This window comes from Candidatus Hydrogenedentota bacterium (genome assembly GCA_012730045.1).
Taxonomy (GTDB): Bacteria; Hydrogenedentota; Hydrogenedentia; order Hydrogenedentales; family CAITNO01; genus JAAYBR01.
Genome location: JAAYBR010000148.1, coordinates 1 through 24,722 on the forward strand (window position 1 = coordinate 1; position 24,722 = coordinate 24,722).

The 24,722-nt window shown below is 68.2% G+C and carries 17 protein-coding genes and 1 pseudogene; 12 read left to right on the forward strand and 6 right to left on the reverse strand.

Annotated features, from left to right (window positions below; translation table 11 throughout):
- Window positions 1-173 precede the first annotated feature (173 nt).
- Genes trxB through GXY15_16295 form a run of 3 tightly spaced genes read left to right on the forward strand, consistent with a single transcriptional unit; the run spans window position 174 to window position 2,767 of the window.
- Window positions 174-1,124, forward strand: coding sequence for a thioredoxin-disulfide reductase (trxB, locus tag GXY15_16285; GenBank protein ID NLV42771.1), 951 nt, complete (start codon window positions 174-176; stop codon window positions 1,122-1,124).
- 44 nt (window positions 1,125-1,168) lie between these two features.
- Entirely contained in the window at window positions 1,169-2,191 is a 1,023-nt protein-coding gene (locus GXY15_16290) for a hypothetical protein (protein ID NLV42772.1), read from the forward strand.
- A gap of 21 nt (window positions 2,192-2,212) precedes the next feature.
- Complete coding sequence (locus GXY15_16295; GenBank protein NLV42773.1) at window positions 2,213-2,767, forward strand: hypothetical protein; 555 nt, start codon at window positions 2,213-2,215, stop codon at window positions 2,765-2,767.
- Here GXY15_16295 and GXY15_16300 read toward each other — a convergent pair.
- Both GXY15_16300 and GXY15_16305 read right to left on the reverse strand, forming a co-directional pair.
- Window positions 2,761-3,984 (reverse strand): hypothetical protein, encoded by a 1,224-nt coding sequence (locus tag GXY15_16300; protein ID NLV42774.1) that lies wholly within the window; start codon window positions 3,982-3,984, stop codon window positions 2,761-2,763. The genes GXY15_16295 and GXY15_16300 overlap by 7 nt on opposite strands.
- Window positions 3,981-5,069, reverse strand: coding sequence for a glycosyltransferase family 4 protein (locus GXY15_16305; GenBank protein ID NLV42775.1), 1,089 nt, complete (start codon window positions 5,067-5,069; stop codon window positions 3,981-3,983). The genes GXY15_16300 and GXY15_16305 overlap by 4 nt, the downstream gene beginning before the upstream one ends.
- 118 nt (window positions 5,070-5,187) lie before the next feature.
- Here GXY15_16305 and GXY15_16310 point away from each other — a divergent pair, with 118 nt between their 5' ends.
- Genes GXY15_16310 through GXY15_16330 form a run of 5 tightly spaced genes read left to right on the forward strand, consistent with a single transcriptional unit; the run spans window position 5,188 to window position 10,901 of the window.
- Complete coding sequence (locus tag GXY15_16310; protein ID NLV42776.1) at window positions 5,188-7,392, forward strand: AAA family ATPase; 2,205 nt, start codon at window positions 5,188-5,190, stop codon at window positions 7,390-7,392.
- 37 nt (window positions 7,393-7,429) lie between these two features.
- Complete coding sequence (locus GXY15_16315) at window positions 7,430-8,398, forward strand: hypothetical protein (protein ID NLV42777.1); 969 nt, start codon at window positions 7,430-7,432, stop codon at window positions 8,396-8,398.
- 29 nt (window positions 8,399-8,427) lie between these two features.
- Entirely contained in the window at window positions 8,428-9,414 is a 987-nt protein-coding gene (locus GXY15_16320; GenBank protein NLV42778.1) for an ABC transporter substrate-binding protein, read from the forward strand.
- On the forward strand, window positions 9,404-10,216 hold the full coding sequence (locus GXY15_16325; protein ID NLV42779.1) for a TatD family hydrolase: 813 nt from the start codon (window positions 9,404-9,406) through the stop codon (window positions 10,214-10,216). The genes GXY15_16320 and GXY15_16325 overlap by 11 nt, the downstream gene beginning before the upstream one ends.
- Window positions 10,200-10,901 carry a tRNA threonylcarbamoyladenosine dehydratase gene (locus GXY15_16330; GenBank protein ID NLV42780.1) on the forward strand — a complete coding sequence of 234 codons (702 nt, stop codon included), beginning with the start codon at window positions 10,200-10,202 and terminating at the stop codon, window positions 10,899-10,901. Before GXY15_16325 ends, GXY15_16330 begins: the two co-directional genes overlap by 17 nt.
- Window positions 10,902-10,911: 10 nt before the next feature.
- Here GXY15_16330 and valS read toward each other — a convergent pair whose 3' ends face one another.
- From valS to GXY15_16350, 4 genes and pseudogenes are all read right to left on the reverse strand, one after another.
- Window positions 10,912-13,524, reverse strand: a complete 2,613-nt coding sequence (valS, locus tag GXY15_16335) for a valine--tRNA ligase (protein ID NLV42781.1) — start codon at window positions 13,522-13,524, stop codon at window positions 10,912-10,914.
- A gap of 195 nt (window positions 13,525-13,719) precedes the next feature.
- The gene (locus GXY15_16340) at window positions 13,720-18,615 is read right to left on the reverse strand and encodes a PKD domain-containing protein (protein ID NLV42782.1); all 4,896 of its coding nucleotides are present in this window, start codon (window positions 18,613-18,615) and stop codon (window positions 13,720-13,722) included.
- Window positions 18,616-18,894: 279 nt separating this feature from the next.
- Window positions 18,895-21,279, reverse strand: a complete 2,385-nt coding sequence (locus GXY15_16345) for a phasin family protein (protein ID NLV42783.1) — start codon at window positions 21,277-21,279, stop codon at window positions 18,895-18,897.
- A pseudogene (locus tag GXY15_16350) lies at window positions 21,233-21,352 on the reverse strand (30S ribosomal protein S3). The gene GXY15_16345 and the pseudogene GXY15_16350 overlap by 47 nt, the downstream one beginning before the upstream one ends.
- 668 nt (window positions 21,353-22,020) lie before the next feature.
- On the opposite strand from GXY15_16350, the gene GXY15_16355 reads away from it, so the two are divergent.
- From GXY15_16355 to GXY15_16370, 4 genes are all read left to right on the forward strand, one after another.
- Complete coding sequence (locus tag GXY15_16355; GenBank protein NLV42784.1) at window positions 22,021-22,335, forward strand: hypothetical protein; 315 nt, start codon at window positions 22,021-22,023, stop codon at window positions 22,333-22,335.
- Between the two features lie 3 nt (window positions 22,336-22,338).
- On the forward strand, window positions 22,339-23,388 hold the full coding sequence (locus GXY15_16360) for a tetratricopeptide repeat protein (protein ID NLV42785.1): 1,050 nt from the start codon (window positions 22,339-22,341) through the stop codon (window positions 23,386-23,388).
- A 17-nt stretch (window positions 23,389-23,405) separates the two neighbouring features.
- A complete protein-coding gene (locus GXY15_16365; GenBank protein ID NLV42786.1) occupies window positions 23,406-24,572 on the forward strand; it encodes a type II and III secretion system protein in 1,167 nt (388 codons plus the stop codon).
- Window positions 24,569-24,722, forward strand: a 154-nt coding sequence (locus tag GXY15_16370; protein ID NLV42787.1) for a hypothetical protein, incomplete at its 3' end; no start/stop codon positions are given. The genes GXY15_16365 and GXY15_16370, both read left to right, overlap by 4 nt.

A 24,722-nucleotide genomic window follows, 5' to 3' on the forward strand; every position in this document is an offset into this window, starting at 1 on the left:
CCCGCGCCTGCGGCGGATGCTGCCGCGCCTGCGGCGGAGACCCCCGCGCCTGCGGCGGAGGAGGCCCCCGCCCCCGCACAGTGAGTGACCGTCTCTTCGGAATGAATAGGTCCCGCGCGCCGTTCCCTTGGCCAGGGAAACCGGGGGGCAAGAATCGCTGAAACAGGAGAGATGTGTTGGAAAAGGTGATCATCATCGGATCGGGGCCGGCCGGGTGCACCGCCGCCCTCTACTGCGCGCGCGCCGACATGAGCCCCCTCTGCCTGGAGGGCGAGCCCAGCCAGGAAATCCTCCCCGGCGGACAGCTCATGACCACCACGGAGGTCGAGAATTTTCCCGGCTATCCCGAGGGGATCAGCGGCCCCGCCATGATGGAGGACTTCAAGAAGCAGGCCCAGCGCTTCGGCGCGCGGTTTGAGTACAAGACCGTCACCCGCGTGGACTTTTCCGGCCCGCCCCACCGGGTCTGGTCCGGCGACGAGTGCTTTGAGACCGGGGCCGTGATCATCTCCACCGGCGCCAGCGCGCGCTACCTGGGGCTGGAGTCCGAGAAGACCTTTCTGAACCGCGGCGTGTCCGCCTGCGCCACCTGCGACGGCGCGCTGCCCCGCTTCCGCGGCAAGCCGGTGGTCGTGCTGGGCGGCGGCGACACGGCCATGGAGGAGGCCCTCTTTCTCGCCCGGTTCGCCGGGGAGGTCCATGTCGTCCACCGCCGCGACAAGTTCCGCGCCAGCAAGATCATGGGCGACCGCGTCGTCAACCACCCCAAGATCACGGTGCACTGGAACTCCGTGGTGGAGGAGATTCTGGGCAGCGACGCGGACGGCGTCACCGGCGTCCGCCTGAAGGACGTTGTCACAGGGGCGGTCTGCGAGGTCGCCTGTGCGGGCTATTTCGCCGCCATCGGCCACAAGCCCAATTCGGACCTCTTCACCGGCCTGCTGGACATGGACGAGACCGGCTATCTGGTCACGAAGCCCGACAGCGGCCAGACGAACATCGAGGGCGTATTCGCCTGCGGCGACGTCCGCGACAGGGTGTACCGTCAGGCGATCACCGCGGCGGGGAGCGGCTGCATGGCCGCCCTGGACGCCGTGCGCTGGATAGAGTCCCGGGAGGGCTGACCCCCCCGGACACCGGCGGCCCTTGCCGGGGAAGGAGCGGAGGCATGGCGCTGTTCACATCGGAGTTGACGCCGCGCGAGATGGTCCCCCTGTGCCGGCAGCTGGCCACCTCCTACCGCGCGGGCATCCCCCTGCTCAGGGGCTTCGAGATCACCGCGCGCGGCATCGGGTCCCGAAAGATACGGGACATGCTCGACCGCATGCAGGCCGCCATCCGAAACGGGTCCACGCTGCACCAGGCGGCGCGCGCCGAGGCCGGGCTCCTGCCCGAGTTCGCCATCGAGATACTGGGCGCCGGGGAGGTGGGCGGGCGGCTGGACGTCATGCTCCAGGACCTGGCCGAGTACTACGAGGACCTCAGCAACATCCAACGCACGGTTTACGCCTCCATGGTCTATCCGGGGCTCCAGCTCACCGCCGCCTGGTTCCTCGGAACCTTCGCCCTCGGCCTCTCGGGCCGCTTCGGCAACATGGTGCAGGGCGGCTTCAATCTTGGAACCTATTTCCGGGAGTACGCGCTGTTTCAGGGCCGGTCCATGGCGGTCGTCGCCCTCGCCTTTGTCATCGCCGTTCTTCTCGCGCGCGCCGGCCTCTTCGGGTACATCAGCGGCTTTTTCAAGACCTTCATCTGGCCCCTGCGCCCCATCAGCCGCCGCTTCGGGCTGGCCCGGTTCTTCCGGGGCATGTCGCTCCTCATCGGCGCCGGCCTCAACCTGCGGGACTGCATTCAGCGCTCCGCCGCCCTCACGCTCAACCCCTACATGACCCGCGACCTGCTCAAGGCCATCCCGGTCGTCATGTCCGGCGGCACGCTGGTGGAGGCGTTTTCGCAGTGCACCACCCTCAGCACCGTGGCCCGGGAGATGATCGCCATCGGCGAGCATTCCGGCGACCTCGAGGGCAGCCTGCGAAAAGTGGCCGACTGGCACCTGGAGGAGGCCCGCGCCGCCGTGCGCGTCGGGATCACGGTCATGGGCATTCTCGTGCTCTTGTTTGTCGGGGGCGTGGTCGGGTATGTTGTCATCTCGTTCTATTCGGGTTATTTCAGCATGCTGGACTCGTTCTAGCGGCGGACGGAGGACGCCCCCATGGAAATCGGCGATCTCGAAAAACCGGTGGAGGACTGCAGGGACCGGACTAAGCTGGTCTGGGCCGGCGTGCTCGTTGTTCTCATCGTCATGATCGGCGCCATGTGGTTCATGCAAAAACCCCAAGCGCAGGTGTCCTCGGTGCGCGCCCGCCACATCCTCATCACCTACAGCAGCGCCGACGCCGCCGACCGGATGCGCGCACTGGAGCGCGTCACCGACATCCGGGAACGCCTTCTCAAGGGCGAGAGCTTCGACAAACTGGCCCGGGAGTATTCCGAAGACCCCGCCTCCTCCCGCAGGGGGGGCGATCTGGGCTGGGCGCCCAAGAACTCCTATGCCACGGCCTTTGAGGAGTACTGCTGGACCGCGCCGGTGGGCGAACTGAGCGACATCGTGCAGACGGAGTACGGATTTCACCTGATCAAGGTGGATGACCGCCGGCGCACCGCGGCAGAGGAGTACGAGGCGGAACTGGACCGCAAGGCCTGGGAACTGGAGAAGGAAAAGGAGGGGGGCGCGGCGCCGCCGCCCGCTGCGGGCGGGGCTCAGTAGGGCGGCGTGTCGAAGCGGAAGTCGAACTCCGCCAGCGCGCGGAACATCCACGCCGCGCCCCAGCGCGGGTAGACGATCTTTGAGCGGAACCCCGGATATTTCCGGTGCCACGGCCCGCCGTCCAGCGGATTCCTGAGATTTGCCCACGTCCACCGCATCGCCATCGCCGCGGGAAGCTGCGCGTCCGCATAGCGTTCGGACAGTACGGCCGGGCACAGCACCGCCTCGGCGCAGGCGTGGATGTCCACGGGATACCGGCCTGTGGCGCCCACCGGCATTCCCGTGGGAAGCAGCAGCCGGTCCCGGTAATAAACCCATCCCCGGTCCAGCGCGGAGCCCGTGTCCACACTGGGGCGCAGGGAGTTCAGCGCGTGCAGGGACCTCAGCACAAACCCCGTGTGGTGGTGGTCCACCATGGAGAGCAGTCCCGGCTCGTGCGGGTCGCCCTCCCGCCACGCCCCGTAGGGAAAGGCCCAGTCCTCCCGCTGGGCGGCCAGCGTGAAGGCCAGCGCGGGCCGCGCCTCCTCAAACCACGCCTCCGGCGCGCCCGCCGTGACCGCCCGTGCCAGATGCTCCACCGCCAGCAGGTTGGCGTTGTGGACCCGCCGCCGGTCCTGCGGCGTGTACCCGAAGCAAAACCGCCCGTCCGGATCCTCCATCCGCGGCAGGTCGTTCCGGACAAACTCGGCGATGGAGAGCACCGCGTCGCGGTGGGTTTGGCGGCCGGTGATTTCCCACGCCAGGTGGAAGGCCTGTCCCGCGAGGGCGGCCACCACCAGCACCGGCGTGCCCGCCGGGGTGTTCATGCCCGCCGCCGTCACATCAAAAGGATAGCCCCAGCACATCCCATGGAAGCCCGGTTCGGCGCGCTGCGTCAGCCATTCCAGATGCCGCTCCGCCTCCTCCAGCCATTCTTTCCTGATGTGGCGCTGGTAAATGCGCAGTTTCCCCAGGGCCAGCAGGGCGTGGGTCTTCGGGTTCTCTGTGGGGGGGATGCCCAGGCATTTCCGCAGGAAGAGCGGAAACATGTCCCCGAGGACCGTGGACGCCCTGCGCGGCCACTTCCGCGCCTGAAGACGGCGGAAGAGGGGGTGTGCCTTGAGGTCAAAGGGGTCGTAGCCTGCGGTGCCGTTCGCCTCAAACCACCGGTACAGCTCTTCCAGCCATTCCTGCGCGAGGCCCGCGGCCCAGGAGTTGGAGGGGGGAAGCAGTCTCATCGGCCCGTGTCCTCCGCCGCCGACCGGAGCACCTCCAGGAAACGCGGGTAGTGCGTCTCAAAGGAGTAGGCCTCCCGCACCCGCGCGCGCCCCGCGCGGCCCATGCGCTCCCGGAGCGCCGGGTCCGCCGCGAGCGCGCGAATGCGGTCCTTCCACTGTTCCGGCGTGTCCGCGAGGAACCCGGAGACCCCGTCCTCCACGACCTCCGTGTTCATGCCGACCGGCGACAGGATGACCGGGGTGCCCGCGCCCATGTACTGGAGGGCCTTGAAGGCGCACTTGCCCCGCGCGCGCGGCGTGTCCTCCAGCGGCATCAGGCCGATGTCCGGGTCCTGCAGCGCCGCCAGCTCCCCCGCCGCCGTCCAGGGGCGGTTGACCACCTTCACGCCCGGCAACTCCAGTTCTCCGTCGCTCACCACCAGCAACTCCAGCGGAAACTCCCTGGAAAGCTCCGCGAGCACCCCCCCCAGGGCCCGCAAATACCCCAGATTGTCCCGGATGCCGGTCCATCCCAGCACGACCGGATTGCCCGCGCCGCGCATCGGATAGGTCTTCTGCGTATAGCGCGCGGAGTCCACGCAGGTGGGGATCACCGTCACGGCGCGCGCGCCGTGGTCCCGGAGATGGGCTTCAATGACCCGGTTGCCCGCGACGGCATGGCGCGCAAGCCCCGCCATCTTGCGCGGCCAGGCGTAGTCAATCAGGCCTACGAAAGGGCTGTGCACATACGCCGGCCGTTCCCAGAGCGCGTCGTCCATGTCAAAAACGACACGCGGGTTCAGCAGGCGGACAATCCGCTCCAGCACCGGTGGCCCGTACAGGAAGAGGGGGCCCTTGAGAAACACCACGTCCGCCCCGGGCACATGCCGCAACTGGGCCACCCGGCGCAGCAACACCAGGAGAAGGTATAACAGCTTGGAAACACGCGGTTTGCCGCGATAAAGACGCCGCCACCAGCCGACCGGCGCGGTGGGGCAGAAGCGCACCGTGTGGCCGTCAACCGCCAACCGCTCGGCATACCACAGGGCGCGGTGCCGCACCCCGGCGTACTGCTCGGTTTCATTGGCGAAAAGAACCACCCGCATGGGAAACCCCGTTTTCCAGACACCGTCACCTTCCGGCATGGACCCCATTGATTCCAGAGGCGTTACATGATACCCTATATTGTCAACATTTTATCGGGCGCGCGCCCGAGAGGCGGCCATGTACGAAGCATTCTATGGGTTGCGTGAGAAGCCGTTCAATCTCACCCCCGACCCGAAATACCTCTACTTGAGCGACAAGCACAAGGAGGCGTTTGCGCATCTGCTGTTCGGCATCAAGAACCGCAGCGGTTTCGTCATGCTTACCGGCGAGATAGGCACCGGCAAAACCACCATCTGCCGCAACCTGCTCAACCAGCTGGACTCGGACACCGAGGTCGCCTTCATCTTCAACCCCTTCCTCAGCCCCGTCGAGCTGCTCCGCAAGATTAACACGGAGTTCGGCATTGACTCGCGGGCGGACAACCTGCTCGGGCTCACCGAGGAGCTGAACATCCACCTGCTCAACGCGGGGGCGCGCGGCAAGAACTGCGTGCTGGTCATTGACGAGGCGCAGAACCTCGACCCCGTCGTGCTGGAGCAGATACGCCTCCTGTCAAACCTGGAGACGGAGACCAACAAGCTCCTGCAGATCGTGCTGATCGGCCAGCCGGAGCTGGGCGAGAAACTCGCCCTCCACGAGCTGCGCCAGCTCAACCAGCGCATCACGGCGCGCTACCACCTCAAGCCGCTCGACGCGAGGGAAACCCTCCAGTACATCGCCTACCGCCTGCACGTGGCGGGCGGCCGCAAGGGGGGCGTGTCCTTCGCCAAGAACGCGATCGCCGCCGTCTTCAAGTTCTCCAAGGGCACGCCCCGCGTCATCAACGCCGTGTGCGACCGCGCCCTCCTCATCGGATACACCCGCGAGGAGCGGACCATCACGGCGGCCCTCGTGCGCCAGGCGGTCCGCGAGGTCCGGGGCGAAAAGGTTTCCGTCAGGCGCCCCCGCGACTGGTTTCAGCTGCGGCGGATGCTCCCGAGCTCGTCGTTTGTCCTCGCCGTGCTGGTCGTCTTCCTCATCGTCCGGCATCTGACCGCGCCCATCGAGCAGGCCACCCGGGAACTGGGCGCCTTCAACCGGGTGCTCAGCGGGGAGGCCCCCGCCGCCCCGGACCCGGCCTCCACCGCCAACGCCGCCGCGCCGGGCGCCGCCACGACGCCGGTGGACCAGTCGCTCATGGCGCGCAACGTGATAGACCGGCTCGCCGGGGTGGCGCGCGGCAGCCGGCCGGGGGAGGACCCCGCCCAGGCGCTGGCCCAGATCACCGCCGTCCCCGCCGCGCAGTCCAGGGATTACGGCCTGGCCGCCGTGCTGGAAAAATGGGGGCTTCCCGCCCCGTCCGCGCCCCCCGCATCGGATGACATCGCGGCGGTTGCGGGAGTTCTCGCCGCTGCGGGCCTCGCCTCCGAGGCGCTCCATCCGGTGACGGAGCAGCTGCTGGCCATCAACATGCCCGGTCTCGTGCGCCTCAAGGTGGACGGCCAGCTCCGCTGGGCCGGCCTGGTCGGGGCGGGCGAGGACGCCCTCGTGCTTGCCATTGCCCCCGGCGCGCATGTCTCCCTTTCCCGGTTCGCCTTCCGCGAGGTCTACGCAAACGAGGCGCTCCTCCCCTGGCGCGATCCCGCGCCGGACCAGACCGTCCTGCAGCCCGGCGCGCGCGGGCGCCACGTTGCCAGTCTGAAGGACATGCTGCGGTCCCTGCGGCTGATCTCCGACGCCAACACCAGCGACGTGTATGACAGCGACACCGCCTCCGCCGTGGCCGGCGTGCAGGCCGAGTCCGGCCTGAAAATGGACGGCAAGGCCGGAAAACAGGTGCGCATGGTGCTCATGGCCTGGACCGCCGCCAACGGCGCGCCGGGCCTCCGGCAGCGCACCGTCACCGCCGGGGCCGCCGCCGCAGAATCCCCGGAGCCTCCGGCACCCGTCTCGGCAACGGTCTCCAAACGGACCGACGCCCCCGCAAGAGCGGCGACAGAGTTTCCGATCATCACCCCGTCCCCCGTGCCGCCCGCCCCGGAAGCGGCCGCCGCGCCACAGGCACCCGCCGCGCAGGAGACGCCCACGCCCGAAACAGCGGTGCCGCCGGATACCCCCGCGCCCGCCCCGGAACCGGCCCCCGCAGAGACGCCGCCCCCCGCTGCCGCGGCGGACCAGGATGACCGCCGGGCCGGCGGGGAGACGCTGGTGGAGGTGAAGGAGCTTCCCAGCCCCTTCCAAGAGGCGCTGCCCCCCGCGCCCCTGAACGCCACGGAGAAGACGCAGACCGAGCCGGTTGCCGGAAGTCTCATCCTCGTCCCCAGAAGGCACGCGCCCGCATGAGCGCGCAGAGGGTGCCCGCCCTGGAAGGGGATGACCGATGAGTTCCATTCTGGACGCCCTGAACAAGATGGAGGAGGACCGCGCCCGCGCCGAGGCGATGGGGGCCGACGACGCCCTGCCCCTGGAGCCGGAGGAGGCCGCCAGAGAACTGCTTGCGGGCGGAACCCGTCGGCGCGGCGGTGGTGGTGGAGAGTCTTCTTCCCTCAAGCCCTTTCTGATGGTGGTCGGCGGCGGCATGGCCTTTCTCCTGACCGTCACCCTCTGCGCGATCGTTGCGGTGGCCGCCGTGCGCCGTCTGAGCGCGCCTCCGGTCCCCCCCGTCCAGACCACCTACGCCGTTCCGGTCCCGGCCGCCCCGGCGCCAGCGGCGGAGCCGGCCCCTGCGGTATCGGCCGGTCCGGCGCCCGTCCAACAGCCCCCCGCGCCGCAGCCCGCAGCGGAGCCAACGCAGCAGCCCGTTGCGGCCCCGGTTGTGGAACCGGTCCCTCCGCCCTCTGCGGCGGCCCCTGCGCCGAAGGTGACGGAGCCCTCCGCGCCCGTGCCTGCCGCGCCGGAACCGCAGGCCCCTCCGCCCGCGCCGAAGACGCCGGAACCGGAGCCGGTGCGTGCGGCGGCGGCCCCACCGGCCCCACCGGAACCGCAGGCGGCGCCGGAGAGCATTCCCCTGCCCACGGTCTTTCCCGCCGCGCCGGCGGCGGTCCCCGCGCCCGTGCTGGAGACAGTGCAGCCGCCGAAGACCCGGGGCGGAGCCCTTTCCGAAGCGGAAATGAACGCCCTGCCGCGTCTCGGGGAGCGCGAGCGCAGCCGCCACGGCCTGACGGAACTCCGCCTCAATGTCCTGCGCGTGGCGACACCCACGCAGCCAGAGCCGTCCGCCATCATCAATCTGAAGAAAGTGTACGTCGGCGAGCTGATCCCCGACACGCGCGCCCGCCTCATCGGGGTGCAGTCGCGGTCCATCGCCATTGAAATCGAGGGCACCGGGGAACGTTACCGGGTCATGTGACGCGCAGCCCGCAGGCGCGCAGGGAGACCATGCTGATGAAGAACGCGATTCTGGCCATGACAATGCTGGTGCTGGCCGCAGGATGCGGCGGTCCGTCATCCGCCCCCGCCACCCAGGAGGGCGGCGCGGAGACACTGGACATCGCCGTCATTCCCAAGGGGCTGACCCACCAGTTCTGGGTCACCGTGCGCGCCGGCGCCGAGGCCGCCGCGGCGGAGATGGGCGCAAAGGTGATCTGGCAGGGCCCCACCAAGGAGACCGAGATTGACCGCCAGATCAACATCATGCAGGACATGATCAACCGCGGGGTGGACGGCATCGTCATGGCCGCCTGCGATGAGAACGCACTGGCCACCGTCGTCGGCCAGGCCGGCGCCGCCGGGATTCCCGTGGTCACCTTTGACTCCGGCGTGAAATCGGAGGTGCCGAAGTCTTTTGTCGCCACGGACAATGTCGCCGGGGCAAAGCTCGCCGCCGACACGCTCTCCGAGCTGATGGGCGGGACGGGCGAGGTGGGCCTGATTCCCTTCGTGCCGGGCGCGGCCACGTCCGAACTGCGCGAGAAGGGCTTCAGGGAGGGCCTGCTGGCGCACCCCGGCCTCACCCTCGCCGCCACGAACTACTGCCAGAGCGACATCGCCATCGGCATGAACGTCACCACCGACATGATCACCGCCTTCCCCAATTTGGGCGGCATCTTCGCGGCCAACGAGCCCGCAGCCATCGGAGCGGCCCAGGCCCTGCGGGGTCTCGGGAAGGCGGGCGCCGTGAAACTGGTCTCCTTTGACGCGTCGGCCGAACAGATCGCCGCCCTCAAGGAGGGCGTCATTCAGGCGCTGGTGGTCCAGAATCCCTTCAAGATGGGCTACGAGGGGGTCAAGGCCGTCATCTCCGCCGTCAAAGGTCAGGAGGTGCCCAAGGTCATTGACACCGGTGTGACCATCGTCACGAAGGACAATGTGGACACGCCGGTGGTCCAGGCGCTTCTCAGCGGGAAAGCCCCGGATGCAAAATGACCCGCCCCGCCCCTGTCCGCCGCTGGTGGACGCCCACTGCCACCTGTTGGCGGAGGAGTTCGGGGCCGGCCCCGGTCCGGTGCTGGAGGAGGGCAGGGGGGCGGGCATCGTCCGCTTTGTGACAGCCGCCGTGCTGCCGGAGGAATGGGAGCCGTCCCTGGCCCTTTCCCGAGCGCATCCGGACGTCTCCTGCGTGCTGGGGGTGCATCCCTGGTATTGCGGCCGGACCTCCCCCGAATGCCTGAAAGACCTTCCCGCCGCCCTGGAGCGCGGGGCTGCGGGGGTGGGCGAAATCGGGCTGGACACGGTCACCGACCGGACGCCTTTTGACCTGCAACTCGTTTTTTTCCGCCGACAACTGGCCATCGCCCGGGAGATGAACCTTCCTGTGGTGCTCCATTGCCGGAAGGCCTTCAATGAGACCTTGGCGGTGCTGAAGCGGGAGGGGGCCCCCGCACGGGGCGGGCTGGTCCACAGCTTCGCCGGGAGCGCCGAGGTGGCCGAGGCCTTCATGGAACACGGCTTCGTGTTCTCCCTGGGCGGCATCCTCACCTACCGGAACAGTCTCCGGCGCGCTCAGGCGCTTCGCCGCATGTATCCGGATGCGATGCTGTTGGAAACCGACGCCCCCGACATTCCCCCCGTGGAGCGGCATGGCATGGGGCCCAACACTCCGGCCAACATCCTGTACAACCTGCGTGCGGCCTCGGAGATACTGGAAACCCCAGAGGATGAAATCGCACGAATAACGACGCATAACGCCAAAAAACTGCTTGGATTCCACGATGAACCCGCGCTTTGAACGCACTGCCCGGCTTGTGGGCGAGGACGGGCTGGCCCGCTTGGCGGCGGCCAGTGTGATGGTTGTCGGTTTGGGTGGTGTTGGTTCTTATGCGTTTGAGGCGGTCGCCCGCGCGGGCGTGGGGCACCTCATCCTTGTGGACAATGACCGGGTGGACGTCACCAACCTCAACCGCCAGCTTTTGGCGCTGGACTCGACCGTGGGCAGGCCCAAGGCCGAAGTGGCCCTGGAGCGGCTGGGCGACATCAACCCGGAGGCCCGGGCGGAGGCCCGGGTGCTGTTCGTGGACGAGGCGAATGTGGCGGGCCTGCTGGAGGGCTTTGAGGGGTGGGTGATTGACGCGATAGACGCCGTGCCGTCCAAGGTGGCCCTGCTGCGGCAGGCGGTGCTGCGGGGGATTCCCGTGGTCTCCTGCATGGGCGCGGCGGGCAAACTTCGCACCGACCGCATTCAGACGGCGGACATTTCGGCGACCCGCGTGTGCCCGCTGGCGCGGGCGGTCCGCCAGGGGCTTCGGGCCTGCGGCATTCACCGCGGCGTGCGCTGCGTCTTCTCGGACGAGACGCCCGCCGGACCGGAAGGGCAGACCAGGGGCCCGCGCATGGGCACACTGGCCCCCGTCACGGCGGCTTTTGGACTCGCCGCCGCCGGGGAGGTTCTCCGGGGAATCCTCGCGGCGGACTGACCGGTTCCGGTCAGGCGTCCGCCTCCGCAAAGGCAAACCCGGTGAGGAGCACGCTCTCCTCCTGCTCCGCCCGCGCCAGGTCAATCCTGCCGATCTTCAGCATGGCGGCGATGTCGTCCTTCACGCTGTCCAGCAGCGGGAACGCGGCGGGGGCGCACGAGAAGGCCGCAAACGCCATGGGGGCGGCCATGCTCTTGCTGGCGTCGGTCTTCACCTTGCGGACCAGGTCCAGGGTCTCCACCGTGAGCGCCCACAGGCCGGGCGCGTCCGGCGGGGCCGCGGCGGCCAGCTCGCCGGTGGACGGCCAGGGGCTTCTGTGGACGGACGCGTGCATGTCTGCGTCGCCGGCATAGGCCCACTGCCACACCTCCTCGGTGATGAAGGGGATGAAGGGGGCGAAGAGGCGGACCAGGGCGCGGTGGACGGCGCGCAGCGTGGCGCAGGCCGACAGGCGGCCGGGCGTCAGCTCCGTCTCATAGGTGCGGCCTTTGGCCAGCTCCAGATAGTTGTCGCAGAAGGTGCGCCAGAAGAAGTCCTCCGTCAGGCTGAGGGCCTGGGCGTAGTCGAACTCCTGGAAGGCCTGGGTGGCGCGCTCGACCAGGGGGCGCAGCTCGGCGATGACGGCGCGGTCCGCCGCCTCGGTGATCTTGTCCGCGCCCAGTTCGGCCGCCGGGAAGTCCTCCGGGAAGCGGCCCAGCACGAACTTGCTCGCGTTGAAGAGCTTGGTGCAGAGCTTGCGGCCCACCTTGAACACCTGCTCGTCGTAGGCCGTGTCCACGCCCAGCCGCGCCCTCGCGGCCCAGTAGCGCACGCTGTCGGCGCCGTACTGGTCAATGAGCGGCTCGGGGGTGATGACGTTGCCCCGGCTCTTGGACATCTTCTTGCGGTCGGGGTCGAGGATCCAGCCGCTGATGACCACGTTGCGCCAGGGAATCTCGCGCTCGTGCATCCAGGCTTTCACGATGGTGTAGAAGGCCCAGGTGCGGATGATCTCATGGCTCTGCGGCCGGATGTCCATGGGGAAAAGCCGCTGGTGGCGGTCCGGCTGGTCCACCCAGTGGCTGGCAATCTGCGGCGTGAGCGAGCTGGTGGCCCAGGTGTCCAGGACATCCGGGTCGCCGAAGAAGCCGCCTGGCTGGTTCCGCTGGTCCTCCGTGTAGCCGGGGGGCGGCGTGTCCAGCGGGTCCACCGGCAGGTCCTCCAGACGCGGGAGGATCGGCTGGTCATAGCGGCGCCCGCCGTCTTCGTCCATCTTGTACCAGACGGGGATGGGCACGCCGAAGAAGCGCTGGCGGCTGAGGCACCAGTCGAGGCCGAGACCCTCCACCCAGTGCTCATAGCGCTTCTGCATGTACTCCGGGTGCCACTGGATCTTGCGGCCCTGCGCCAGCAGCTCCTCCTTCTTGTCCATGATGCGGATGTACCACTGACGCGCGGGGATCAGCTCCAGCGGCCGGTCGCCCTTCTCGAAGAACTTGACCGGGTGCGTGATCTCCTTTCGCGGGCGGTCAATCACGCCCTCCGCCGCCTCGGCGATCTCCACGATGGCCGCCTGCGCCTTTTTGGCGGGCAGCCCCTCCAGCCGCGCGTACACCCCGTTTGCCGCGTCCGGATTCAGGCTCTTGAAACCCGTGGATCCGTCGGCGGAGAAGGTGACCGGGGCGAGGCGGCCGTCGCCGCGCAGGATCTGGCGCAGGGGCAGGCCGTTGTCGCGCCACCAGTCCACGTCCGTCTGGTCGCCGAAGGTGCAGACCATGACCACGCCGGTGCCCTTCTCGGGGTCCGCCTTCTCGTCGGCGAACACCGGCACCGGGGCGTGGAACAGCGGGGTGACCGCGTTGCGCCCGACGATGCCGCGGTACCGCTCGTCGTCCGGGTGCACGGCCACGGCCACGCAGGCCGCCAGCAGCTCGGGGCGGGTGGTGGCGATGACGAGGTGGTCCTCAGTCCCCTCGACGCCGAAGCGCAGGAAGTGGTACGCCCCGGGGACCTCCTTGTCCATGACCTCAGCCTGGGCGATGGCCGTCTGGAAGTCCACGTCCCACATGACGGGGCGGTTGTCCTGATAGGCCTCCCCCTGCCGGAGAATGTCCAGAAAACTCGCCTGGGAGGTGCGGCGGCAGTGGGTGTCTATGGTGGCGTATTCGAGGTCCCAGTCGTAACTGAGGCCCAGGCGCGACCACAGCCGCTTGAAGGCCGCCTCGTCCTCCTTGGTCACGATGTCGCACAGCTCGATGAAGTTGGTGCGGCTCACCGGCAGGGGCGGGCCGGACTCGCCGCGCTCCCGGGAGAAGCCGGGGTTGTGGTGGACCGAGGCGTCGCACTTCACGTTGTACATGTTCTGCACGCGGCGCTCCGTCGGGAGCCCGTTGTCGTCCCAGCCGATGGGGAAGAAGACGTTTTTGCCGAGCATGCGCTGGAAACGCACGATGAAGTCCTGGTGCGAGTAGCTGAACAGGTGCCCCACATGCAGCGAGCCGCTCACCGTGGGCGGCGGCGTGTCCACCACAAAGGTCTCTCCGCGGGACTTCGAGGGGTCCCACGCGTAGAGGCGCTTCTCGGCCCACATCTGGTGCCAGCGGGGCTCCATGCTCCCCGGGTCAAACTGCTTGGGATACTCCATGCCACTTCTCCTGACTGGTTGCGGCCGGGAGGAAACCCCGGCGCGGGACGGAGACGCGCGCGCGGCGCGCTCCGGGGGGACGAGAGGAACGGCGAAAGTATACCAGACACGCGGTCCGGACGGAAAACGGGCGGGCGGCGGCGAAAGAAAACGGCCGCCGCGGACGTGCCGCGGCGGCCGGGGGAAGGCGCCGGATTACGGAAGCAGGCGCTGCATGTCGAACCCGTACCAGGGCTGGCTGGTGGCCGGGGCCCCGCTCAACGCCGGCGAGAACCGGATCATCACTTCGGACTCCCCGATCCGGTAGGCCGTGTCCAGCATGTTGCCCGTGGTGGCGACGTACGGCGACTTTGCGATGTTCTCCATGGCGTTCTGCGTGAACGCGCCGAAAGAGGGGCCGATGTTAAAGGTGTCGAAGTTCAGCAGCGTGGCCGCGTCCTTCGCCCCGTAGAACATGCCCGCCTTGCGGGGCGTGACCGCGTCGAAGTCGCCGGACAGGTTGTAGTTCACCACCGGGGCGGCGTTTGGCGCGTCGAAGCGCACCACGGCGCCGCGCAATTCGTTCCGCCCGTCCGCGATGAAGAACTGCTGGGCGTGCTGCGGCGGCAGGGACGTCATCAGGTCCACGGCGTCGCGCAGCCCCAGCGCGTCGTACAGCGCCTCGCGGAACAGGAACTGGAAGTTGAGGTTCGCGAGGTTCGAGGCGGCCGGCGAGTCGTGGAGCGACGCCTCGCTCAGGGTGACGCCGCCCAAGTTCACGCCCGTGCGTCCGACGGCCAGGCCGGCGTAGGCAAACACGGCGTGGGGCGCGCCCCGGTCCGGAATGTACACGTTCACGGCCAGATAGTCGCTCATCCGCTTCGGGCCGGCCGACGTGTTCAGCACCCGGGCCAGCGGGCCGTTGATGGTCGCCGCGTGGCGGGTGGTGGGGAACTCCGGGCTGCGGCCGCGCCAGGCGCCGGCGGCCGCGGACCCATAGGCGCCGCGCGCCTCGCGCGCCGCCGCCGCATGCGCCTGATACAGCAGGTCCGGGGAAATCCCCGCACCCGCCGCGATGCCGTTGATCTCGGCGACGATCCTCGGGTCCATCAGGGCGGCCTGCGCATCCCAGTCCGCCAGCAGCTGCGCCGGCGTGACGCCGGCCTCGGCGGCGAAGGCGTTCACATACGCGGGGATGAACTCCCCGATCTTGGCGGCCATCATCTCGCCGTAGTCCTGCCCCATCCGCGCGGGGGTGCCGTAGAACACGTTCACGGGCGCCGCGCTTTCAGGGATGGCCACCACGTCGGGCCGCAGGGCGTTCGCCAGATACCCCACAAAGTCGGGATACTGGTTGCTGCCGTCCGGCTGGCGCGGGACAACCTGGACCCCCGTTGTGAACACCAGGTCAGGCACCGCCAGAGAGGGGTTATAAGACTGGACGGTGCTTGGATAGGCGGCTGTGTTGTGGTAGGACAACTGGACAAAGAACGCGGTGTAGTCGCCTTCGGCGGGCGGCGTGGGCGCCGCCGCGACATACGTCGTGCTGCCGGGCACCACGGGCGCCAGCTCCCGGCTCTCCCAGGTCGCGAGGAACCGGGCCTCCTTGCGGAAGTCGCGGGAGCCGCGCGCCGTCGCGTGCCACAGCACCACCGACCGCGGCCGGCGCGAGGAGTTGACGTCCACGCGGATGGTGCCGTCGGGCTGAAGCGCCCAGGTGAACGGCGGCCTGGGCTTGTTCTGGGTCAGCGACATGTACCAGCCCAGCAGGTTGCCCGCCGGGTTGTCGGACGACCAGGGGTCCAGATCGTCCTCGCTGTCCACCAGCCCGTGGTCCCCGTTGGGGATGTAGTTGACGAAGTTCTCGTTTTCCAGCCCGCCGAAATACCACTGGGAGGCGTCGGGAACAAAGAACTGGTCCATTGTGCCGTTCGTCATGAACTTGGGAATGTTAAGCCGCCCGATGAGCGAGTACTCGTAGGGGTCCACCAGCTGCAGCAGCGCGTCGGCCTCCGGCGTCACGCCGCCGCCGCCCTCGGGCAGCAGGCGGTCAAACACGCCGGCCTGGGCGTAGTCGTAGATGGCGGGGGCCCAGTACCCGTAGACCGCCCGGTGGTGCTGCAGGTGCTGGTCCATGTTCAGCACGTCAATCACGATGGGCGCGACGGCCTTCACGCGGAAATCGCTCGCCCCGGTGAGCCAGGTGGTCCAGCCGCGTTTCGACGCGCCGGTCACCACGAAGTCGTTGACGGGCCGGCCGGCGGCGGCGAGCACCTCCTGGGCCGTGTCCATCGCCTTGACCGCCGCCTTCGCCATGGCGAAGAGCACCGGCCAGGTCGGGTCGGGGGTTCCGGCCGCATACGAGTCGAGATACTTGGCGTAGGAGTACGCGATGATCGCGTCCTCGCTGCGGCTGCGCAGCACCAGCGGCTCCTCCGTGGCGTCGCCCGGCGTCACCTCGTCCGCGAAGATGATCGGCTGGCTGGGCACGTTCTTGATGTGCACCAGGGGGGTTCCGGAAAGGACCGCGATGTAGGCCAGATACTCTTCCACTCCCGACGCGCCGGTGGGCGGCTGGCTCGAGCGGCTGCCGCCGTCAATGAAGAGCATGGCGGTGTCGGACACGCGCTGCACCGGGTCAATGATGACCACCGGATGCGTCCACAGCAGGCCGTCGGCAATGTCGTCCGGCGAGCGCCACTGCTGCGAGGTCATCATGGTCGAGTAGACCCGCGCGACCGGGCGCCCGTACAGGCTGTAGGCGAAGGTGCCGCGCATCTCGTAGCGGTACTGCCCGTCGTCGGTCTGGATGTACTCATCAAGTTCGGTGCCCTGGATCACCCCCAGGTCCAGCGTGAAGGACCGCACGCCGAACACCGGGTCCAGGCCGGCGCAGGTCACCGTGAGGGTCACGGTTAACTGCCCGCCCGTGGCGTACACATGCTGGACCGGGTCCGGGTCCGCGTTCACCACCTCCGGCGTGCCGTCGCCGAAGTCCCAGCGCCATTCGGTGATGGGTCGGGACGGGCTGGAGTGGGAGTCCACCGTGAAGGTCACCGGAATGCCTGTGAGGGGCATGTCGGTGTCCGCCGAGAAGGTCACCTCCGGCGGGATCGGATCCCCAATCACCACGGCGCCCGGACGGTCCACCGTCAGCGAAAGGTCCGGCTCCTCGGGCAGCGCCTCGGAGTGCCGGTACCAGATGGTCAGCGTGACGCGGTAGGTGCCCTCGTCGTTGTAGGGGTGGGAGGGGGCCGCCAGGTCACTGGTCGCTCCGTCCCCGAAGCGCCACAGGTACGCCTGGATGGGCACCGCGGCGGGGTCCTGCTCCACGAGGGCGAACTGGACGGTGTCCCCGGGGATGCCCCGGGTCGGCGCCGCGGTGAAGTCCGCGCTGGGCGCCTTGTCCACCCGGATGTTCTTCGCCATGGAGACGCTGCGGGTGGCCGTGCTCACGGTGAGGGTGACCGGATACAGGCCCGGAGTGGTGAAGGTGTAGGAGGCGCTCACGCCGGAGGCCCGGTCGTTGGCCGTCTGCGGGTCGCCGTCGAAATCCCAGTCATAGCGGGTGATCGGCTCGCTGCCCACCTCGGTCGGGGCGGCGGAGAACCGCGTCAGCGCGCCGGTGAACACCCGGACGGGGGTCCAGGTGAAGTCCGGCCGCGGCGGCCGCACCGCCGTGATGTAGGCCTCCTTCACCTCCTCGTCCGTGTTGTTGTACGGGTCGGCGGTGCTCACCTTCAGCTTCACGGTGAAGGTGCCCGGATTGGCGTACCGGTGGGCCGGCGAGGGATCCACGCTCGCCGTGCCGTCGCCGAAGTCCCACGCCCAGGCGACAATCTCCGCGGACCCCGGTTCGGACAGGTCGGTGAAGGTCACCAGCTCCTCCGTCGAGGGCGAGTTGTTGTTCACCGTGAACTCCGCGCGCGGCGGCTTGTAGGTGACCTCGATCTCCTTGGTCACCGTGCTGGTCCCGTCGGGCGTCGTCACTGTCAGGGTGACGCTGTACACGCCGGCGGCGGCGTAGACATGCTGCGGATTCTGCGCGGTGTCGGTGGCGCCGTCGCCAAAGTCCCAGGCCCAGGACGTGATCGCGGAGGACCCGGGGTCGGACGTGTCCGTGAACCGGATCGCCTCGCGGAGGTAGGGGGTGAGCGTCGAGAGGGAGAAGTTCGCCGCCGGGGCCACCTTCTGGCGCACGATGATGTGGTCGGGCTTGGAGGCCGAGGCCTCGCCGAAGGCGGTGCTCACGGTCAGCGAGACACTGTAAATGCCGCTGGCGGCAAACACGTGCGACGGGTTGCGCTCCGCGCTCTCGCCGCCGTCGCCGAAGGACCACTTCCAGCCGGTGATCGGCGTGTTCTCCGACGAGGAAAGGTCGGTGAAGGCCACACTCTGCCCGACAAGAACGTTGGTTGCCGAGGAGGAGAAATCCACCGTGATTCCCGCGGCGCTGACCCGCACGCAGCCCTTCCGGGTGAGTGTCTCTTTCGCGCCGCCCGCCGTGACGGTCAGGCGCACGTCAAAGGTGCCGGCCCGCATGTACAGGTGCGCGGGGTTCTGCTCGGTGCTCAGGGTGCCGTCCCCAAACTCCCAGAACCACGCGGTGACCGGCCCCAGGGACTCAGAACTGACGCTGGTGTCGCGGAAAACCACCGGACGGCCAATCCCCACCACCTGCTGGTCCACCGTGAAGTTCGTCTGGAGCAGGTCCTCGGCAAGCACGTCCACCACCCGCTGGGAGGAGGGGCCGGCGTTCAGGTATATCTTCGCCTGGTTGGTCCCCAGCAGCAGGTTTTCCCGGTTGATGGTGACGGGAATCCGGACCGTCGTGAGCAGGCCGCCCTTGACGAAACAGCCGTCGTCCGGCTCCGTGCAGGCGCCCACCTGGACCCAGTCCACGTTGGTGCTTGCAATCAGCGGCTGGCTTGCCGCCGTGGTGGAGAAGTTCCGGTCCACCTGAAGGGTCATTGCCGTCGCTTCGGCGCCGAAATCCAAGACTTCGGGGGTGGACACCAATGTGACCCCCACATCCCCCGGCCAGCATCCCGCCAGCAGGAGAACGGCAAGCCCCATCAACATCGGAGTGGCAAGCGACCATGTACGGTGCATCAGGAACGCTCCTTATGTCCCCACGCGGCGCCGTGCGCATTCAGGGCACCCGCGTGCGGTTGACCGAAACAAGACTATCCCATGCCTAGCATGATGCCAGTTTTGGGCTCCTGTGTCAATAATCTTCTGCGACTTTTTTCGTTCGCCCACACAAAAAAACTTAATACGGAAGCGGGGATGGATTTCGAGACTGGGGCTTTCTGAAAATAATGCGGATTCTGTCGCCGGGCGGTGTGCGGGCAGAACCGCTCCGCCAGACAGCCGGCGCGGGACTGCCCGCTAGTTCGCGGCCGTCCTCTCCGCCACCCGCTGCGGCCGTTCCAGCCGGATCAGCATCGGGTCGCAGGATTCGAGGGTCCGGGGAAACTGCACATCCCGTCCGAGAAGGACGTCCCGGCCCCGGAAGAGGCTTCCGTCAAGATTGCACCTCACGGCGGTCTTCCGCAGGTTGACACAGAAGAGATAGGAGTCGCCCTCATAAACCACATGCCGGGTGAGGACCCCCTCCAGGGGATACCCGTGGGTGTTGACCGGACGGGGGATGCGGGGGAGGGACCCCTGCTGTATGGCCGCGTCCATGGCGTGCAGATACTCGGTGGGCATGTTCATGCCGCGCACCAGCACCGTGTTTCCGGTGTTGCGGATCACGTTGGTGCGCGAGTGCCCGCGCTCGTTGTAGGGGATGGGGGTGCCCACCCGGAGCACGGTTCCGTCCTTCTCGACAAACTCCGCGAGGGCCGTGAACGCGGTGTCCGTAATGGCCGGCGTCTCCGGCATGACCAGCGCCCGCATGTCCCCCAGGCCGTGTGCGGCCAGCTGCCGCTCGGTCACGAAGCGGATGGCGTGGCCCGAGAAGGAGCACCCCTCATACGCAAACTGGGCAGACGAAAGATGCGGCTCGCCGTCATCCAGGATTTTAGAGGAATTGCTGTACAGGATGTGGGTCACGGCCGGGGCCTGCTGGAGCGCCCGCACCACCGGCGCCAGGCGGCGGGCCTCCAGCGCCGTCCGGGAGAAGGCGTCCAGCACGCCGGGGGCGTCCCGCAGTTCGGGCGACAGGTTCAGCGCCAACCCCGAGGCGCCCGTGACCAGACTGGTCCACAGGAGACTGCGCACCACCGCCTCCCGTTCGGCGGGGGGGGCTTCGGGGAGGGCGTCCAAGGTGACCGAAAGGTCAAGCAGGGGCTTTTCGGGGGCAAACGAGGCCAGCAGGGCCTGGCTGACGGCGGGTTTGGGGTAGTCCCAGGCATAAACACCGTTGCCGGAAGCGATGCCCTGCGCGCAGGCGAGCGCGTCAAACAGCCCCGCCACCTCCTCCCGGTCGGGGCTGTGGCGCGTTTCCGCCTTCTCAAAGGCATCCGCGGCCAGGGTGAGCATCAGCGGGGTGCCGGGGGCCGCGGCGGCCACCGTGTCGCGCAGGTCGCGGATCAGGGCGTGGATGAGGGTGTGGTGGAAAGTCTGCCAGTCAAACTGGTAGGCGCGCCGGTTCTGGTAGGAATGTTCCGCATGGTCGCCCCATAGGGTGATCTCCCCGTAGTCCGCAAGATGGGCGCGCCAGGCGCGGTTCAACTCCTGCCGGTCGGGGTTGGCCGTCCGGACCTCCTCCACAAAGGAAAGCCGCACCTGCTCCCCGTCAAATTTGAACTGCGGCGCGTCCGCAATACTGAGACCCAGCAGGGCGGGATGCCCGTGGACGGCCCGCGCCACCGCTGCGGCGTGCTCCTTGAAGGCTGCCAGCAGGGCCGGGTCGGCGAGGTTCGCAAACCCCGGACTGCGCACGCCGGGGGCCTGGTCGCGGATGGCTTCCGCCAGCGCCTCCTGCGAAAGCTGGACAACCACCCCTATCTTGCCGGCGGCCGCCGTGTCGAGCAGCGGGACCACCTCCCGGCGGAGGGTATCCGCATCGAAGGGCGCGGCCGCCGCCCCGGCCATGGCCGAGACCGGAAGCACCGCGAAGTTCATGCCATAGACGGGCATGCGCTCCAGCAGCCCTTTCCAGGATTCTTCCGGCATCTTTCCGAAATGCTGCCCCATCAGGCAGGCGGGCTTGCCCGAAGCATCCGTCACGCCGGAGGCTCCCAGGACCACCGTCCCCTCGGGGATTTCCTGCCGCAGTTCGGGCACCAGCCCGCCCAGGGCCGTGAACGACCGCAGGGATTCCAGGGATTCGCGGACATGCGCGGTCTGGAGAACCGCCGCCTCCCAACTTTCCGCGGCCAGCAACTCCCTCAGGCGCGCCAGGGCGTCTTCAAGCGCCGCCGCCCGCGCCCGCACATACGGTGAGGAGCCCCGCACCCCCTCCGGGGCGGCTTCCTCCAGCGCGGCAACGGCCTGCCGGGCCTGATCCGCCATCCAGCGTGCGCTTACCCGCTCAAGACGTGTGGAGGCCGTTGTTGCGGGGGTCTTGTCGGCCAGAAACAACTCGGCCACGGCCTCATAGGGACCTGCGGGCAGCTCAGGGGCGCCCTGCCAGGAAAAGACGAACTGGTTTTCCCCCGGGAGCAGCCCGGTGTCCTCGCTTTGCAGGGAACACACCGGCGCCCCGCCGGCGTCTTTCAGCGTGAACACCACCCGCGCCTTTTTCTCACCGTACTCGGAAAAAACGGTGTAGGTGAAGTCCACCGCCCCCGCCGCCGGGAGACGATCGGGGAAATCTGCCTCCATCCGCACCCCCTGGGGCGCAGCCTCGCCGCGCTCCGTCACCCACAACTCCTCGAAAGGCGCCCCGTCCTGGCCCCATCCGGCACGGGAAAGGGAAACGCAAAGAAGCAGCAACGCCGCGCCTGCGAGCAAACGGGGGCACCGACTCATGGCAGAAGACTCCTTAAGGACGGCCTGCATGCCGTCCGGGTTGTCCGCAGGGCATTGTATAGGCCCCCTTCACGCGCGGTCAATGTTCGAATAACGCCGCATGGGTCCGGACAGGGTGACGCGGCGCGGTGGATTCCGCCGTTATCACGCCCCATCAGGCAGGGCGGCCCCCTTCAACATCCTGTGGGACGATGCGCCTGTTCCGGCATATATGGTGGGGTGGTTTCCGGCAGGGCGGTGGAACGGGCTGGAACTTTTTGCCTCCGGGGCGGTATAACAGGGGCATGAAGGTTGTTTTTGGCTTGTTGAAAGAGACCGTAGCCGCTTCTTTGTCAGGAGAGTACCCGGCGGCCGGCGGCGTATCCCCACAGGAGGGCAGGCGAACCCACGCGGTATGCGCCCGGGACGGCGCAAGAGGAACGGCGTAGTCATGCACGACCCCCGCAACATGATCCGGTTGGGCGCCGGCGGGCGCGTCACCCGATGAGGGGCAGTTTCCCACTTTTTCCCCGTTTTCCGAAGTCCGTTTTCCTGTGTCTCATTGCGCTTGCGGCGGTGGTTGTGGCAGAATCCTACTCGATCCCTCCGGAGAAGGTGGACGAGCAGAAGATATTCTGGGGGTCGCCCGGACAGTTTTCCAAGCCCGCCGAGGTGGACTACAAGGCGGCGGTGATGGAGACCGAAGAGTTCAAGTCCATCAAGAAGAACAAGATTGAGGCCGGCACGGCCAAATACTGGCTGCTGATCAGTCAGGCGAGCGAGCGCGTGGTGAAGGCCATTGCGGCCGTTGCCAAAGACAGCGGCCACGATCTGGTGGTTGCCAAGGGCTATCTGGCCGGCATAGGAATGGAAGTCCCCGTTGAGGATCTGACCGAAAAGATCCTGGAACGCATAAAGAAAAAGGAGTGAGCCTTGCGCCTTTTCGGAGCTTCCGATGCTTTGGTGTCCCGGCGGTCCGCCAAGCGCGCGGTCCTTTCCTCCGGGCTGTGCATTGCGCTGCTGGCCCTGATGGCGGCGGGGTCCGGGTGCGTGGGGGCCAAGCGGACCACGGAGTGGTCCTCCCCCATGGGGAAGGGGCCCGTCTCCGAGACCCACGCATTGGAGGACTACGGCGCCGCCAAACAGCTTGCGCAGGCAAAGCGCATGGTCAAGGGCGGCCAGTATTCCCTCGCCATCCCCCGGCTCCGGCAGATTGTCACCCAGTTTCCGGCCGACGCGTCGGGCATAGAGGCCCGCCACCACCTCGGCGTCTCCTATTACATGGTCGGGGAATACCAGCAGGCGCTGGACCACTTCAACCAGCACCTGTCCATGAACCCGGAAGGCGCGCTGTCCGGCGAGAGCCGCGACTATGTGGCCAAACTGACCCAGGCGGAGCGGCCCGCGGAGCAGGAGGGGGGCGGGGACGTCCGGGTTGCCGAGCTTGAGGCGGCCTTTGCCGCCAAACCTGACGACATGGCCGCCGGGCTGGAGCTGGCCACCCTCCGCTGGGAGCGGGGCGAGTACCCCCAGGCCGGGGAGGTCTACCGGAATCTGCTGGCCCGGTGGCCCGGGCTGGAGCAGGACACGCTGGTGCGCACGCGCATGGCCAAAGAGGCCGACGGTTCCTGGACCGTGCTGGACCCCGTCGAGGCCGAGCGCCGTTTCCGCGAGGCGGAGCCCCTGCGCATCTTCAACGTGGCCTCTTTCCGCAGCGGCCGCTATTCCGGATGGCAGGCCGTGGCGCAGCAGCGGGACTACAACGTCAGCGGCCAGGCCGTCAACGTCGGGGACACGCCGCTGGAGGACGTCCGGGTGATCGTGACCATTTACGGGCTGGGCCAGCTGGTGTACGACACGCAGACCGTGGCCCTCGGCGCGATGCAGCCCAAGGAGGTGCGGGCTTTCAGCCTGCAGTTCTCCCGGTTTGACGACATCAACAACATTGTCCGCCACGAATGCCGGGGAACTTTCAGGCGGTAGGAGGGATTCAGGCACCCATGACCCCGAGCAACACATTCAGGGCCGCGGCGGTCCTGCTGCTGCTGCTGTGGATTGCGCCCCGCGCGCAAGCCCAGGAGCAGAAGCAGGTCAACGTCGCCGTCAAGATCATCGAGTTTCAGACATCGCGCGGCAGTGAGAGCGGTCTCAGCGCGTATTTCAAGCAGCGCAACGAGCCCCGCCCCTACGGCCGTGTGGCCAGCGGAAACGGCAACATCTCCTCCGCCGCCTACACCTTCCCCAGCTCGGTGAGCACGGGGCTTACGGTGCTGTTCGACAACCTCAGCAACCACTGGGGCGACTTCGAGGTGGTCCTTCAGGCCCTGGTGGACCAGAACCGCGCCTTCATCCTCTCCCAGCCGAAGGTGATGGTCCCCGTGGCCGCGGCCGTCCCCACGGTCATCAAGACCACGCAGGACGTGCCCTTTGAGAACACCGTGGTCATCGGCTCGACGGCCAACCAGGTGACGGCCTTCCGGCCCACGGGCGTCACCCTCACGGTGAGCGCGCTGCAGGTGGTGGACGATGACGGCAACCCCTCCACCACGGAGGATGTCTTCATCCAGCTCAAACTCCAGGCCGAGATCAGCGAGGAGGGCGAGCGCATCACCGTGGCCCTGGACAGCCGCGCGTTGACCAGCAGCGGCAACCTCTCCTCCAACACCGTCGGCATCAGCGTGCCGGAGTTCGTCTCCCGCAGCGTGGACACCACTGTCTGGGTGCGCAACGGCCAGGTGCTGGTCATGGGCGGCCTCTACCGCAACACGGTCACCAACAACACCAGCCAGATGCCCTGGCTCACCCAGGGGGAGAACGCCGCCGCCAACGTGGTTTCCCGCGTGATTCCGGCGGTGAGGGACATGAAGACGCCCGTCACCAGCGTGCTCGGGAACAAGGGCAACTCCGAAAGCCGAAGGGAACTGGTCTTCCTGGTGAAGGCCGATGTTTGGCGCAAGTCCTACACGGTGGCCGATGACTTCGGGTTTGCTGAGGCCGCCGAGGGCGGCCAGGCCGCCGATGCGGAGCCGGAGAAGGAAGAGGAAGCGCCCGCCAAGAGGCCCGGGGACGTCATTTCCGGCGTCCTGAAGAATCTGGGCGTGACCAGCGAGCTGGGCGGCCAGATGCCCGACGCCACCACCGGCGGGATTTCGGGAGAAGACCGATGAACCGCACACGCATGACTGACCATGGGTTCATTGCGCTGGCGGTGATCGGGGCGTGCCTGCTTTCCGCGCTTGCCCAGGATGCGCCCGCCCCGGCGCCCGCGCCCGCGCCCGCCCCGGCGCCCGCGCCCGCGCCCGCCCCGGCGCCCGCGC

Excerpts from the sequence above, each read along its gene's own strand:
- GXY15_16310 (NLV42776.1), top strand. The coding sequence starts at position 5,188 with ATGTACGAAGCATTCTATGGGTTGCGTGAGAAGCCGTTCAATCTCACC.
- GXY15_16305 (NLV42775.1), bottom strand. The coding sequence starts at position 5,069 with ATGCGGGTGGTTCTTTTCGCCAATGAAACCGAGCAGTACGCCGGGGTG.
- GXY15_16300 (NLV42774.1), bottom strand. The coding sequence starts at position 3,984 with ATGAGACTGCTTCCCCCCTCCAACTCCTGGGCCGCGGGCCTCGCGCAG.
- GXY15_16320 (NLV42778.1), top strand. The coding sequence starts at position 8,428 with ATGCTGATGAAGAACGCGATTCTGGCCATGACAATGCTGGTGCTGGCC.
- GXY15_16315 (NLV42777.1), top strand. The coding sequence starts at position 7,430 with ATGAGTTCCATTCTGGACGCCCTGAACAAGATGGAGGAGGACCGCGCC.
- GXY15_16290 (NLV42772.1), top strand. The coding sequence starts at position 1,169 with ATGGCGCTGTTCACATCGGAGTTGACGCCGCGCGAGATGGTCCCCCTG.
- GXY15_16345 (NLV42783.1), bottom strand. The coding sequence starts at position 21,279 with ATGGAGGCAGATTTCCCCGATCGTCTCCCGGCGGCGGGGGCGGTGGAC.
- GXY15_16325 (NLV42779.1), top strand. The coding sequence starts at position 9,404 with ATGCAAAATGACCCGCCCCGCCCCTGTCCGCCGCTGGTGGACGCCCAC.
- valS (NLV42781.1), bottom strand. The coding sequence starts at position 13,524 with ATGGAGTATCCCAAGCAGTTTGACCCGGGGAGCATGGAGCCCCGCTGG.
- GXY15_16330 (NLV42780.1), top strand. The coding sequence starts at position 10,200 with ATGAACCCGCGCTTTGAACGCACTGCCCGGCTTGTGGGCGAGGACGGG.
- GXY15_16365 (NLV42786.1), top strand. The coding sequence starts at position 23,406 with ATGACCCCGAGCAACACATTCAGGGCCGCGGCGGTCCTGCTGCTGCTG.
- GXY15_16295 (NLV42773.1), top strand. The coding sequence starts at position 2,213 with ATGGAAATCGGCGATCTCGAAAAACCGGTGGAGGACTGCAGGGACCGG.
- GXY15_16340 (NLV42782.1), bottom strand. The coding sequence starts at position 18,615 with ATGCACCGTACATGGTCGCTTGCCACTCCGATGTTGATGGGGCTTGCC.